The sequence below is a fragment of the Brucella anthropi genome, assembly GCF_046630315.1.
GTDB classification, from domain to species: Bacteria; Pseudomonadota; Alphaproteobacteria; order Rhizobiales; family Rhizobiaceae; genus Brucella; species Brucella anthropi_A.
The window spans coordinates 267,301-280,013 of record NZ_LQBD01000013.1 but is presented as its reverse complement, the minus strand read 5'-3'; the positions used below and the strand labels follow the sequence as shown (position 1 = coordinate 280,013).

Genomic DNA, 12,713 nt, shown 5'->3' with positions numbered 1-12,713 from the left:
CGAATACATCGAGATGTTCTACAACCCCAAGCGCAAGCACGTCAGGAACGGGATGCTGTCACCCGTCGAGTTCGAACGGCAGCAGGAAATGTAACCCGAGGGCGTCCACGAAACTCGGGGCTATTCACTCTTTGATTCAGGTTTTAATCCGAATTATTGATTGACGAGTGAGGGTAAACAAACTTAGATCGATCTAAATTCGTTGCCGCCGGAGGGAAAATTCGGCATAATCCGCGCATCGGGAGGGTCAGCATTGTATAATTTCAACTTCGCGCCTGTATTCGCGTCGATGGACAAGCTGCTCGTCGGCGCATGGCAGACGATTGAGCTTTCCTGCGCTGCCATGGTGCTCGGCCTGATCGTCTCGATCATCTGCGCTGTCGGCAAGACCTCCGGGCCAAAGCCGATCCGCTTCCTCATCGATGTTTATATTGAAATTATCCGAAACACGCCGTTTCTGGTGCAGATTTTCTTCATCTTCTTCGGGTTGCCTTCCGCAGGTCTGCGATTGTCGCCCAACAGCGCAGCGCTTCTCGCGCTGGTGGTGAATTTTGGCGCCTATGGCACGGAAATTATTCGCGCCGGCATTGAATCCATTCACAAAGGTCAGGTGGAAGCGGGAACCGCGCTCGGTCTCTCCAAACTGCAAGTCTTTCGCTATGTCATCATGAAACCGGCTTTGCGGACGGTATATCCGTCGCTCACCAGCCAGTTCATCTACTTGATGCTGACGTCGAGCGTGGTTTCGGTCATTTCGGCAAATGAACTTGCGGCTGCCGGTAACGATCTCCAATCCGCGACTTTCGCGAGTTTCGAGGTCTATATCGTCATCACGCTAATGTATCTTGTCATGTCCATCGGTTTCTCGGCCATTTTCGCGCTGATCGAGAAGGTGGCATTCAAATATCCGTTGAGCCGATAGGAGCAGGCCATGATCAGACCTTTCGGCTGGAACGAATTTCTCATCATCGTCTATGCGGCGCAATGGACCATCGCACTCTCCGCCATTGCCTTTGTCGGGGGGGGTATTGGAGGATTGCTCGTCGCGTTGATGCGCGTTTCGGATGCGCGCGTGCCACGTTACATAGCGCTCGGCTTCATCAGGCTGTTTCAGGGTACGCCGCTTCTGATGCAGCTCTTCCTGGTTTTCTTTGGCCTCAATATTTTTGGGCTAGGCATTAACCCATGGATCGCCGCGACGATTGCGTTGACATTGCACGCAAGTGCCTTTCTGGGCGAGATATGGCGCGGGTGCATCGATGCCGTACCGCCTGGCCAGCGTGAGGCGGCAACGGCGCTTGGGCTGCGCTATTATAATCGGATGCGCTATGTGATCCTGCCGCAGGCCGCGCGTATTTCCGTGGCGCCGACAGTGGGCTTTCTCGTGCAGCTCATCAAGGGCACGTCGCTTGCTGCGATCATCGGCTTTACGGAACTGACGCGACAGGGTCAGATCATCAACAATGCAACATTCAGCCCCTTCATGGTGTTCGGTACTGTGGCGGCTGTTTATTTTGTCCTCTGCTGGCCGCTGTCCATTTTGGCGCGCCGCATGGAAACGAGGTTTTCTCGCGCTACAGCTCGGTAATTGGGGGGGGCTTGGGAAAGACAATCGGCATTCTTGACCAGATGTGAGACCGCATGAAGTCAGGAAAAAGGCCGAGACATAACGAAACGGTGCCGGTGAATAGAGGGGCACTTAACAGGGAAGGAATGAGCATGACTATCACCAGACGTTTGGCAATGGCCCTGATTGGCGCGGGAGCAATTGCAACGGTACTGGCGCCGACGGCGTTTGCGCAGACCGTTGATGGCATTAAATCAGCCGGAAAAATCAAGATCGGCATGCTAGTCGACTTTCCGCCATTCGGAATCATGAATACTAGCAATGAACCGGATGGCTACGACGCAGATGTGGCGAAGTTGCTGGCCAAGGAACTGGGTGTTGAAGCCCAGATCGTGCCGGTCACGGGCCCGAACCGTATCCCGTATCTGCAAAGCGGGCAGGTCGATGTTCTGGTGGCCTCGCTGGGCATCACTGAGGAGCGTGCCAAGAGCGTCGACTTCTCCCAGCCTTATGCGGGCATTTCGATCGGCGTTTTCGGACCGAAAGATGTTTCCGTTGCAAAGCCCGAAGACCTTTCCGGCAAGACAATCGGTGTCGCCCGCGCTTCCACGCAGGACACAGCCGTCACCAAGGTTGCGCCGAAGGACGCCAATATCCGTCGTTTCGATGACGATGCGAGCGCAGTGCAGGCGCTGTTGTCAGGGCAGGTTGAGTTGATCGGCCTTTCCAATGTGGTGGCCGCCGAGATCGAAAAGGCCGCTCCCGGTCGCTACGATCAGAAAATCCAGCTCAGCCAGCAGGTACAGGGCATCGCGGTCCGCAAGGGGTCGACGGAAATGCTCGAATTCGTCAACACGTTCATCGATAAGGCGAAGAGCGACGGCGAATTGAACAAGATTCATGAAAAGTGGCTCGGTACGCCGCTGCCGGATTTTGTTTCCAAGGCAAAGTAAGCTCTTGAATTGTGCCATGCCCGGCAATCGTGCGGGCATGGCGCTTCAGCCCATGAAAGTGAGTTTTCCGATATGAACCAGATGGCTCAGGGACCAACGGACCGGTTGGCGCAGGATGCTTCGGGGCCGGCTGTGCTGATGCAGGGTGTGAACAAGTGGTACGGTACGTATCACGCGCTCCGAGATATCAACCTGACCGTGGCTCGCGGTGAGCGTATCGTGATTTGCGGCCCGTCTGGTTCCGGGAAATCGACCCTTATCCGCTGCATCAATCAGCTGGAGACCATTCAGGAGGGCCGCATTGTTGTCGATGGTCATGACCTGACGGCAGGCGGGAAGAACGTGGATATCGTGCGGCAGGAAACTGGCATGGTTTTCCAGCAGTTCAATCTTTTTCCGCACATGACGGTTCTTGAAAACTGCACTTTGGCTCCGATGAAAGTGCGCGGCATTTCGAAGACGGAAGCCGAAAAGACGGCGCGCAAATACCTTGAGCGCGTCCGCATCCCCGAACAGGCCGATAAATATCCGGCCCAGCTTTCCGGCGGTCAGCAGCAGCGTGTGGCGATTGCCCGTGCACTGTGCATGAATCCCAAGATCATGCTTTTCGATGAGCCGACATCCGCTCTCGATCCTGAAATGGTCAAGGAAGTTCTGGACACCATGATCGATCTCGCCAGGGAAGGCATGACCATGCTTTGCGTTACCCATGAGATGGGCTTTGCACGACAGGTGGCGGACCGCGTGATCTTCATGGATCAGGGACAAATTCTGGAAATGTCGGAACCGGAAGAATTCTTCGGTAATCCGAAACATGAACGCACGAAGGCGTTTATTGGCCAGATCTCCTGATTTGTTTCCAGTGGCTTAGTAATGGAGTTTGAAGTGGCGAATGAAGTCCTGCTCATTGAGCCGATGATGCCGTTGATCGAAGATCGATTGGATGCATCCTACAAGGTCCTGCGGCTGTACAAGCCGGAAGACAAGGCGGCGATTGACGCAGCCCTAGGTACGATCCGCGCTGTTGTCACCGGCGGCGGAACCGGGCTTTCCAACGAGTGGATGGAACGTCTGCCGTCCCTCGGTTTGATCGCCATCAATGGCGTCGGGACAGACAAGGTCGATCTCGCCTTCGCGCGGAGCCGCAATGTGCATGTCAGCACTACACCCGGCATTCTGACCGATGATGTTGCCGATACTGGTATTGCCCTCATGCTCACGGTAATGCGCCATGTCGTTACGGGCGACCAATTTGTGCGGCAAGGCAGATGGGCCCGCCGGGAAGCAATTCCTCTTGGGGTTAGCCCCAAGGGCAAGCGGGTTGGCATTCTGGGGCTTGGCCAGATCGGAAAGTCGTTTGCACGGCGGGCGGAAGCATTCGGCATGGAAGTGCATTACTGGAACCGCTCACCTGTCGCTGGCACAAACTGGATTGCGCATGCAACGCCCGTGGAACTTGCGCGGGAAAGTGACGTGCTCGCGGTCTGTGTCGCAGCCACCCCGTCGACGGCGAACATTGTTGATGCCGAGGTGCTGGCCGCTCTCGGGAACAACGGATATCTGGTCAATGTGGCGCGAGGCAGTGTCGTTGACGAAGACGCGCTTCTGGCGGCTTTGAACAACAGGATTATCGCAGGGGCCGGGCTTGACGTCTTCGTCGGTGAACCGACGATACGGGAAGACTTCCTAACCGCGCCAAATACCGTGCTGATGCCGCATCAGGGTAGCGCAACGGTCGAAACACGTGTGGGAATGGGGGGACTCGTGCTTGCCAATCTCGCGGCATATTTTTCCGGCGATATTCCGCCGACCAAGGTAAACTGAGTTATTCCCATGATTGTTAGACAGGCCTTTTTTGAAGGCATTATTCATGCCGGACGCGAGGATGCGTTCAAAGCTTATGTGGCAGAAACCCTCATGCCGATGTGGCTCGACTTTCCAGGCATCAGGGAAGTCCGCGTTCTTTATGCTGTCGAACGCGACGAAGGAGCGCCTGCCTATCCGATGGTTCTGTGGACCAAATACGATAGCAGGGAGGCTTTGACCGAAGCGCTTGCTTCACCTGTCCGCTATGCAAGTCGGGAGGCCACGAAGGGTCTTCTGGAGATGTTCGACGGCTATATCCATCATCATGTTTTCGATCTCACCCTTGAGGGGTGAGATCGTTTCTATTCGCTCTTAAGCGCCCCATGTCCGCTCAAGGACATTGATCCAGTTTCCGTGGGCCAGCTTGACGATGGAAGCATCGTCATAGCCGTGCTTGCGGAAGGCTTCTATGACGAGTTGGAGATCGCCCACATCGCGAAGTGTGGAAGAAATCGTGGTGCCGTCAAAATCGGACCCCAGAGCGAGATGATCGATCCCGATGCGATTGACGATGTAATCGGCATGACGCACAAGTTCGGTCAAATCCGTGTTGGGATCGCGTTTTCCGTCCTCACGTAGGAATGAAACGCCGAAATTGAGTCCGACAAGCCCGCCAGTATCACGAATGGCATCCAGTTGTTTGTCGGTCAGATTGCGGCTTTGCTGGCAAAGGGCGTGGGCATTGGAATGCGACGCGACGAGCGGCGCATCGGAAATCGCCGCTATGTCCCAGAATCCTTTCTCATTCATATGGGAAAGGTCGACCATGACTTTGAGTTCGTTGCAAGCGCGGATGAGTGCCTTGCCATGATCCGTGAGGCCGGGGCCGATGTCAGGCGAGGCCGGAAACCGGAACGGAATGCCATGGGCAAAAATATTCGGACGGCTCCAGACGGGTCCGAGTGTTCTCAGTCCGGCTTCATGCAGAACATAGAGCGCATCAAGATCTTCGCCAAAAGCTTCCACACCTTCGATATGGTAGACAGAAGCGAAAATTCCCTTGGCGAATGCATCGCGAATATCTGCCGCCGTGCGGCAGATGCGGACCTTGCCTTCCGATGCCCGCTCTATCTTCAGCAGGATCGCCGACATGGCAAGCGTTGCCTTCATCGCGTCCGTCTGGCTTGGCGTCGGCAGATTGCCGTTGGCGTCGAGTTCTCGTGAAGGCGAGGGTACATATACCGCGCAAAGACCACCGCCAAGCCCGCCCTTCTGTGCGCGTGGAAGGTCGATATGACCGACATTTTCGCCTTCAAGAAAGCGCTTTTCCGGCGTGGAGGCATCCGATGACCACAGGCGCAACAGCACATCGTTGTGACCATCAAAAACCGGGATTTTCTGTTCTGTCGCCATGGGGAAGCCTTCTCAAATCAACCTAGCTACTGCGACAGGGTGATGGACCCGCATGAGACAAATTGCAAATGCGATTTCGGTCAATCGCTATGACGGCGCTGCATGACGAGCGATTCCATTGCGCAAAAGGCCTCGTTTCATTTGTCTCATGCAAACTCTGCATAGGGAGTGCAAAATTCTGCATTGGCCCCTCGCTCCGCTCACGTGTTAGCGGAAAGCTGGAAAAATATATCAGGAGATAGAACGTTGTCGGCATGGCTCCCGATTTCAAAAGGGGCTTTATGGCAGCGTTGCAAGAGGAGCTCTCAATGATTTCTAGACGCGGTTTTCTGGCAGGCACGGCTGCCGTTCCCTTTCTGTCCTATGCCGGCATTTTGCCAGCCATTGGAGCCGGACGTCAGGACATTCTGGTCGTGGCCCAGCAGCTGGACAATATGACCAGTCTCGATCCGCATGAGAGCTTCGAAGCTGTTGGCAGCGAAATCTGCAACAACATGTATCAGCGTCTGGTGCATCCGAGCCTTTCCAATCCGGATCAGGTGGAAGGCGGCGTAGCGGTTTCCTGGGAAGCCGATGCAGACGGCAAGATTTTCACATTCAAGATCGATCCGAGCGCGAAATTTGCAAGCGGCGCGCAGATCACCGCCGAAGATGCTGCATTTTCGCTGCAACGCGCCGTCAAGATGAACAAGGGGCCAGCTTTCATTATCGGCCAGTTCGGCTTCACGCCTGAAAATGCGGAAAAGAACATCGTCGCAACCGATCCCTCGACACTGACGCTGACTGTCGAACAATCGACCTCGCTGCCTTTCCTGCTGTATTGCCTGTCGGCAAGCGTTGCCAGCATCGTGGAAAAGAAAGCGGTTCTGGAAAATGCTGCCGGTGACGATCTCGGCAATGGCTGGCTTCAGAAGAACAGCGCCGGTTCAGGTGAATGGGTTCTCGTTTCCTGGAAGCCGAGCGAAAGCATCATTCTGAACGTCAATCCGCACGGTGCTTACAAGGGCAATGTGAATCGCATCCTTCTGCGCCACGTCGCGGACCCTTCTTCGCAGCTTCTGATGCTCCAGAAGGGCGACGTCGATATTGCCCGCAATCTGACGTCCGAGCAGTTGCGTGTTCTGCAAGGCAATGGCGATTTCGAACTTGTCACCAAGGCAATCGCCGGTATTGGCCTGATGTCCCTCAATCAGAAGGTTGAAAAACTCACCAATCCGAAGCTTTGGCAGGCCATCAAGTGGGCCATAGATTATCAGGGTATCCAGAAGAATATCGTTCCGCTGACGCACAAGGTTCATCAGACCATCATTCCAGAAGGTTTTCCTGGTGCGGTTAATGACACGCCGTTCCAGAAGGATCTGGAAAAGGCGAAAGGCTTGATGCAGGAAGCCGGCCTTGCCGATGGCTTTGCGATCAAGATGGATCATTATTCCGCCCAGCCCTGGCCGGATATCGCGCAAGCCATTCAGGCGAACCTTGCCGAAATCGGAATCAAGGTCGAGCTTCTGGCCGCAGAGAACCGTCAGGTTCTCACCAAGATGCGCGCTCGCGAGCATGAAATCGCGCTGACCTCCTGGGGTTCCGACTATTTTGACCCGAACACCAATGCCGATGTCTTCTGCAACAATCCTGACAATTCGGATAATGCGGCTACCAAGCCTTTTGCCTGGCGCTCATCCTATCAGAACGCGGAATTCGCGAAGAAGTCGATTGCAGCCCGTGATGAGCGCGATTCAGCAAAGCGCATCGAGCTCTATGAGAATTTGCAACGCGAATTCATGAATGACAGCCCGTTTATCGTGATGCTTCAGACCGTTACAACAGCGGCTTGCCGCAAGAACGTTACCGGAATGCGTCTTGGCGTCCTGTCCGATTCTCATTCCTATGCAGGGATCGCCAAGGCGTGAAGAAAAGCCTCAAGAACCTGACCGGTGTCCTGAGCAGCGTGTTGATCACGCTGTTCGGGCTCATGGTCATTACCTTCATGATCGGCCGCGTCATGCCGGTCGATCCGGTTATTGCTGCGGTCGGTGATAATGCGCCGGAGGCCGTTATCCAGCGCGTTCGCGCGGAGATGGGGCTCGACCAACCGCTTGTGGTCCAGTTTGTGCATTATGTCGGCCAAGTACTACACGGCGATTTCGGCAATTCTATTCTCACCCGCAATCCGGTCACGCAGGATATTGCCCGTTATTTCCCGGCGACGCTGGAACTGGCAACGGCGGCACTTCTCGTTGCCGCGCTGATCGGCATTCCGCTGGGGGTGTGGGCCGCTGTCCGGCAGGGTTCCGTCGTTGACCAGACGATCCGCGTGATATGTCTTGCCGGTCATTCGGTCCCGGTCTTCATGCTGGCCCTGATATCGCTTCTGGTCTTCTATGCAACGCTCGACATCGCGCCGGGACCCGGACGTCAGGACATCATCTATGAGGGCATGATCCCGCACGTTACCGGTCTGCTCACGATCGACAGTCTCGTTGCCGGCGACTGGGATGCTTTCCGGGATGCCATCTACCATATGGTGCAGCCGGTCCTGATCCTCGCATATTTCAGCATGGCCTATATCACACGCATGACCCGCGCCTTCATGCTGGATGCGCTCAAGGGTGAATTCGTGATTACGGCGCGTGCGAAAGGCTTGTCGCTGACCTCTGTTATCTGGAAACACGCTTTCCCGACCGTTGCCGTGCAGCTTGTGACGGTTCTGGCCCTGACCTATGCGGGCCTGCTGGAAGGGGCTGTCGTGACGGAGACCGTCTTCAGCTGGCCGGGCCTCGGACAGTATCTCACCGTGTCGCTGATGAATGCGGATATGAATCCGGTCGTGGGGGCGACGCTGCTCATCGGTGTTATCTATGTCGGGCTCAATCTGCTCGCTGACATCCTCTATAAAGTTCTGGATCCGCGTGTCCGATGATTTTTGCTGATTTTCATAATTGGGCGCTGGATGAATCGCCCACCTCGCGCTCTCAGGCCAATTGGGGCAGGCGCTATCGCATTTGGGTGAACCTCAGGGCCAATCCGCTCGCGATGATGGGGCTCTTCATCATCATCGCTTTCGTCGTTTTGTCGCTGGCAGCACCACTATTGGCGCCCCATGATCCAAGTGTGCAGGACCTTGGCAATCGCCTGTCTGCTCCAACTGCGGAGCATTGGTTCGGTACGGATGAACTCGGCCGCGATATTCTTTCCCGCATTCTATATGGCGGCCGCGTGACGCTTGGAATGGTCATCGCCGTCGTTGTTCTGGTGGCGCCGATCGGCCTTTTCATCGGTTGTATAGCCGGGTATTTCGGCGGCATTGTCGATACCGCTCTGATGCGCGTCACGGATGTCTTTCTGGCGTTTCCACGCTTGATCCTGGCGCTCGCCTTCGTTGCGGCTTTGAAGCCCGGTGTCGAAAGCGCCGTGCTTGCAATCGCCTTGACCGCATGGCCGCCTTATGCCCGTCTTGCAAGGGCTGAAACCATGACCTTGCGCAAGAGCGATTTCATTGCAGCCGCCAAGCTGACCGGCGCCATGCCGTTCCGTATCATTCTGCGCCATATCATGCCGCTTTGCGTGCCAAGTGTCATTGTGCGCATCACGCTCGACATGAGCTCGATCATCATTACTGCGGCAAGCCTCGGCTTCCTCGGAATGGGTGCGCAGCCCCCTTCGCCCGAATGGGGGGCGATGATCGCCACCGCCAAGCGCTTTATCTTCGAACAATGGTGGGTTGCCACCATCCCCGGCATTGCGATCTTTCTCGTATCGCTTGCGTTCAATTTCCTCGGCGACGGTCTGCGCGACGTGCTCGACCCGAAGCAGAATTGAGAGAACAGATGCTGGTTGATATCAAGAATCTGCAGATCAGCTTTGAAACGCGCACCAGCCGTTTCGACGCCGTGCGCGGGGTCTCCCTTCAGCTCGGTCGCGAAAAACTGGGCATCGTGGGCGAAAGCGGTTCGGGCAAGTCTTTGACCGCGCGAGCCCTCATGAAACTGCTGCCGCCAATCGCAGACGTTAAGGCCGACAAGCTTTCATTCGATGGCATCGACATTCTGTCGGCCACAGAACGCGGTATGCGTCAGATACGCGGCAAGCGGGCAGGCTTCATCCTTCAAGATCCCAAATATTCGCTGAATCCGGTGAAGACCATAGGCGTGCAGGTGGCCGAGGCGTGGCGCACCCACAAAGGCGGCAGCAAACGTCAGGCAATGGATGCTGCTGTCGATCTGCTCGATCAGGTCATGATCCGCAATCCGCGTGAAGTGGCGAAGCTTTATCCGCACGAGGTTTCCGGCGGCATGGGGCAACGTGTCATGATCGCCATGATGCTGGCGCCCGATCCGGAACTCCTCATCGCGGATGAGCCGACATCGGCCTTGGATGCCACTGTCCAGGCGGAAATTCTGCGCTTGATCGATGATCTGGTTTCCAAGCGGGGCATGGGGCTTCTCCTTATCAGCCACGACCTCCCGCTCGTGTCGCATTTCTGCGATCGTGTGATGGTCATGTATATGGGCCGTGTCATGGAAGAGTTGAAAGCCTCCGAACTGGTGCATGCAGAACATCCATACACCAAGGGGCTTCTCAATTGCATTCCGTCGCTCACGCATCCCCGTGATCGGTTGCCGGTGCTCAATCGGGAAGAAAGCTGGCTGAACTCATGATCGATATCAACCAACTCCGTATCAGTTTCAGCGAGCGCGAAGTCGTCAAGGGCGTGTCCTTCCATGTCGAGAAGGGCGGCAGTTTTGGCATTGTTGGCGAAAGCGGCTCCGGCAAATCCACTATTTTGCGCGCAATGGCCGGTCTTAACGAACAATGGAGCGGCCGCATTGCGTTCGATGGCAAGGATGTCGCACGCAAGCGGACGCCAGCCTTTTTCCGTCAGGTTCAGATGGTGTTTCAGGACCCTTTTGGGTCGTTGCACCCACGCCAGACCATAGATCGCATCCTGAGCGAGCTTCTGCTGGTCCATGGCATCGGGAATATAGACAAGCGTATCGAAAAGGTCCTTGACGAAGTCGCATTGCCCAAAGCCGCGCGGTTTCGTTTTCCGCATCAGCTTTCGGGTGGCCAGCGCCAGCGCGTGGCGATTGCTCGTGCCCTGATCGCAGAACCGGAAGTGCTGCTGCTGGACGAACCGACATCCGCGCTCGATGTATCGGTGCAAGCTGAAATTCTCAATCTTCTCGCGGACTTGCGTGCGGAAAAGAATCTCACTTATGTACTCGTGAGCCACAATCTGGCGGTGATTGCGCATCTTTGCCCGCGGGTTGGGGTTATGCAGCATGGCGAGATGGTGGAACAGCTTGGTGCCGAGGATTTGCGTGCCGGACGAACCACACATCCGCATACCACGGAATTGCGCGCTCTGAGCGTCAATCTGGAAGAACCTGCCTGACGGAGTTTTCATGTCAACGCACGCAGACTGGAGCGCGGCGTCGCTCGCCGCCAAGGTCTTTTCAAGAACCTGGGATAAAAACGAACCGGGCGGCGTCATTATCGGTTTCGCCCCTGATGGCGTGAAATTTGCTTATGCGGGTGGGCTCGAAAGCCTGGCTACCAAAGTGCCGTTCACGGCCAATACGGTCGTTCGCTATGCGTCAGTCACCAAGCATGCATTCTGTGCGATGGTTCTCAAGCATGGCGATATCATCAGCCTCGATGACCGGCTGGGGGATCATCTGCCGGAACTGCAAAGCCCGCTTGCAGATGTTACGGTCGGTCGTGCGCTCGACATGACGGGCGGGTTGCCGGATACACGCGAATGTCTCACGCTATTGGGACTGTCTGTTTATACGGAAACACAGGCCGATCAGCTTCTGGACTATCTTGCCTCTCTCAATCGTCTCAATTTCGATGCGGGTTCGCAGATTTCCTATTCCAATACCGGTTATCGGCTGGTGGAAGCAGCCCTTGAGCGCAAGGGGTTTCGCTTCAATGATTTCGTAAAGTCGGAGATTGCGGAACCTCTGGATATTTTCATGGAAGCACCGGATGTCTGGAATGATCCGGTTGCGGGGCTTGCTCCCGGTTACTGGAAATCGGGCGATAAATGGCAGCTGAGTTCCGCCGGTTTGCACATTTCGGCGTCCGGCAGCCTGACGGGCAGTGCTATGGCGCTGACCAAATGGGCACAGGCGCTTGTCAACGGGGAGGGCGCATTCAAAGGCTTGCTCGACAGGCTGTCGGCTGACCGCCATCTCTCCGACGGACGTGTAACCGGGTACGGTCTTGGGTTGCGGTGGAATGATGTCGGCGGTAAGCATCTTGTCGGACATGGTGGCTCGCATCCGGGCTACAAGAGTTACTTCCTGCTCGATCCAGCCACGAAGACCGGCATGATTGTTGTCTCAAACCGCGAAGACACCAATAGCTACAAGATGGCGCGAGACTGTATGGCTGCTCTTCACGGTCTACCTTTGCCAGAGACGAATTGCACCATCTCGGATGGGCTATATGTGGCGGAGAGCGGACCGTTCTGGCTGGAAATGCGCAATGGCATAGCCAACTGGCTCGATTCAGAAGATACGCTTTACGATATTGGTGATGGCTGGTTCTCGTCTTTGTCGCCGTCTTCTCCGGTCAAACTTCGCTGGACAGGCACAGAACTGGAAGGCGAAATCGGCTATGTGCCCCGCCGGTTGAAGCCGGTGACGACGAAACCGATATGCCGCGAACTCGATGGCCATTGGCAAGCGCCATCCTATGGAGCCTGTTTCGATATCAAGGATGGCCATCTTATCATGGGTATAGGCCCGACGCGACGCGCCATGCCGCTGGAAGATCTTGGCCAGGGGCGCGCTCTCTTCACGCTGCATGATGGCCCGTGGACCAAGCGCGTCTGCCTGCACAGGCTAGATGGCAATCGTGTCGAACTGGTTCTCAGTCGAGCCAGGATGATCGAATACGTTCGTTAAAGCGAACGATCCGGATACCATCATAGGCGGCGGAAGCGCGATCTTACCGCCGCGTCTTGCATT

The 12,713-nt window shown here is 55.9% G+C and carries 14 protein-coding genes; 13 read left to right on the top strand and 1 reads right to left on the bottom strand.

What is annotated here, in order from left to right:
* The 7 genes from AVM02_RS09795 to AVM02_RS09765 all read left to right on the top strand — a co-directional run.
* Nucleotides 1-94 (top strand): IS3 family transposase (locus AVM02_RS09795; protein WP_411506783.1); only part of this gene is annotated, 94 nt, incomplete at its 5' end.
* Nucleotides 95-253: 159 nt separating this feature from the next.
* Nucleotides 254-922, top strand: coding sequence for an amino acid ABC transporter permease (locus AVM02_RS09790; RefSeq protein ID WP_411506768.1), 669 nt, complete (start codon nt 254-256; stop codon nt 920-922).
* Nucleotides 923-931: 9 nt separating this feature from the next.
* Nucleotides 932-1,588 (top strand): amino acid ABC transporter permease, encoded by a 657-nt coding sequence (locus AVM02_RS09785; RefSeq protein WP_411506767.1) that lies wholly within the window; start codon nt 932-934, stop codon nt 1,586-1,588.
* Nucleotides 1,589-1,719: 131 nt separating this feature from the next.
* Complete coding sequence (locus AVM02_RS09780; RefSeq protein WP_411506766.1) at nt 1,720-2,520, top strand: transporter substrate-binding domain-containing protein; 801 nt, start codon at nt 1,720-1,722, stop codon at nt 2,518-2,520.
* Between the two features lie 72 nt (nt 2,521-2,592).
* Nucleotides 2,593-3,372, top strand: coding sequence for an amino acid ABC transporter ATP-binding protein (locus tag AVM02_RS09775; RefSeq protein ID WP_411506765.1), 780 nt, complete (start codon nt 2,593-2,595; stop codon nt 3,370-3,372).
* A gap of 21 nt (nt 3,373-3,393) precedes the next feature.
* Complete coding sequence (locus tag AVM02_RS09770; RefSeq protein ID WP_411506764.1) at nt 3,394-4,344, top strand: 2-hydroxyacid dehydrogenase; 951 nt, start codon at nt 3,394-3,396, stop codon at nt 4,342-4,344.
* Between the two features lie 9 nt (nt 4,345-4,353).
* The gene (locus AVM02_RS09765; RefSeq protein WP_411506763.1) at nt 4,354-4,680 is read left to right on the top strand and encodes a hypothetical protein; all 327 of its coding nucleotides are present in this window, start codon (nt 4,354-4,356) and stop codon (nt 4,678-4,680) included.
* Between the two features lie 18 nt (nt 4,681-4,698).
* Here the strand turns inward: AVM02_RS09765 and AVM02_RS09760 are convergent, their stop codons facing one another.
* Complete coding sequence (locus AVM02_RS09760; RefSeq protein ID WP_411506762.1) at nt 4,699-5,739, bottom strand: dipeptidase; 1,041 nt, start codon at nt 5,737-5,739, stop codon at nt 4,699-4,701.
* A 308-nt stretch (nt 5,740-6,047) separates the two neighbouring features.
* Here AVM02_RS09760 and AVM02_RS09755 point away from each other — a divergent pair, with 308 nt between their 5' ends.
* From AVM02_RS09755 to AVM02_RS09730, 6 genes are read left to right on the top strand one after another with little or no spacing between them, the layout of a single operon-like run.
* Nucleotides 6,048-7,646 carry an ABC transporter substrate-binding protein gene (locus AVM02_RS09755; protein ID WP_411506761.1) on the top strand — a complete coding sequence of 533 codons (1,599 nt, stop codon included), beginning with the start codon at nt 6,048-6,050 and terminating at the stop codon, nt 7,644-7,646.
* Entirely contained in the window at nt 7,643-8,656 is a 1,014-nt protein-coding gene (locus AVM02_RS09750; RefSeq protein WP_411506760.1) for an ABC transporter permease, read from the top strand. The genes AVM02_RS09755 and AVM02_RS09750 overlap by 4 nt, the downstream gene beginning before the upstream one ends.
* Entirely contained in the window at nt 8,653-9,555 is a 903-nt protein-coding gene (gene nikC / locus AVM02_RS09745; RefSeq protein WP_411506759.1) for a nickel transporter permease, read from the top strand. Before AVM02_RS09750 ends, nikC begins: the two co-directional genes overlap by 4 nt.
* Nucleotides 9,556-9,563: 8 nt before the next feature.
* Nucleotides 9,564-10,394, top strand: coding sequence for an ABC transporter ATP-binding protein (locus AVM02_RS09740; protein ID WP_411506758.1), 831 nt, complete (start codon nt 9,564-9,566; stop codon nt 10,392-10,394).
* Nucleotides 10,391-11,131 (top strand): ABC transporter ATP-binding protein, encoded by a 741-nt coding sequence (locus AVM02_RS09735; RefSeq protein ID WP_411506757.1) that lies wholly within the window; start codon nt 10,391-10,393, stop codon nt 11,129-11,131. The genes AVM02_RS09740 and AVM02_RS09735 overlap by 4 nt, the downstream gene beginning before the upstream one ends.
* Nucleotides 11,132-11,141: 10 nt before the next feature.
* Nucleotides 11,142-12,650, top strand: coding sequence for a serine hydrolase domain-containing protein (locus tag AVM02_RS09730; RefSeq protein ID WP_411506756.1), 1,509 nt, complete (start codon nt 11,142-11,144; stop codon nt 12,648-12,650).
* Nucleotides 12,651-12,713: the final 63 nt, after the last annotated feature.

What these genes read in the sequence shown, in the direction of transcription:
- AVM02_RS09785 (WP_411506767.1), top strand. Translation starts at nt 932, where the DNA reads ATGATCAGACCTTTCGGCTGGAACGAATTTCTCATCATCGTCTATGCG.
- AVM02_RS09780 (WP_411506766.1), top strand. Translation starts at nt 1,720, where the DNA reads ATGACTATCACCAGACGTTTGGCAATGGCCCTGATTGGCGCGGGAGCA.
- AVM02_RS09775 (WP_411506765.1), top strand. Translation starts at nt 2,593, where the DNA reads ATGAACCAGATGGCTCAGGGACCAACGGACCGGTTGGCGCAGGATGCT.
- AVM02_RS09770 (WP_411506764.1), top strand. Translation starts at nt 3,394, where the DNA reads ATGGAGTTTGAAGTGGCGAATGAAGTCCTGCTCATTGAGCCGATGATG.
- AVM02_RS09765 (WP_411506763.1), top strand. Translation starts at nt 4,354, where the DNA reads ATGATTGTTAGACAGGCCTTTTTTGAAGGCATTATTCATGCCGGACGC.
- AVM02_RS09760 (WP_411506762.1), bottom strand. Translation starts at nt 5,739, where the DNA reads ATGGCGACAGAACAGAAAATCCCGGTTTTTGATGGTCACAACGATGTG.
- AVM02_RS09755 (WP_411506761.1), top strand. Translation starts at nt 6,048, where the DNA reads ATGATTTCTAGACGCGGTTTTCTGGCAGGCACGGCTGCCGTTCCCTTT.
- nikC (WP_411506759.1), top strand. Translation starts at nt 8,653, where the DNA reads ATGATTTTTGCTGATTTTCATAATTGGGCGCTGGATGAATCGCCCACC.
- AVM02_RS09740 (WP_411506758.1), top strand. Translation starts at nt 9,564, where the DNA reads ATGCTGGTTGATATCAAGAATCTGCAGATCAGCTTTGAAACGCGCACC.
- AVM02_RS09735 (WP_411506757.1), top strand. Translation starts at nt 10,391, where the DNA reads ATGATCGATATCAACCAACTCCGTATCAGTTTCAGCGAGCGCGAAGTC.
- AVM02_RS09730 (WP_411506756.1), top strand. Translation starts at nt 11,142, where the DNA reads ATGTCAACGCACGCAGACTGGAGCGCGGCGTCGCTCGCCGCCAAGGTC.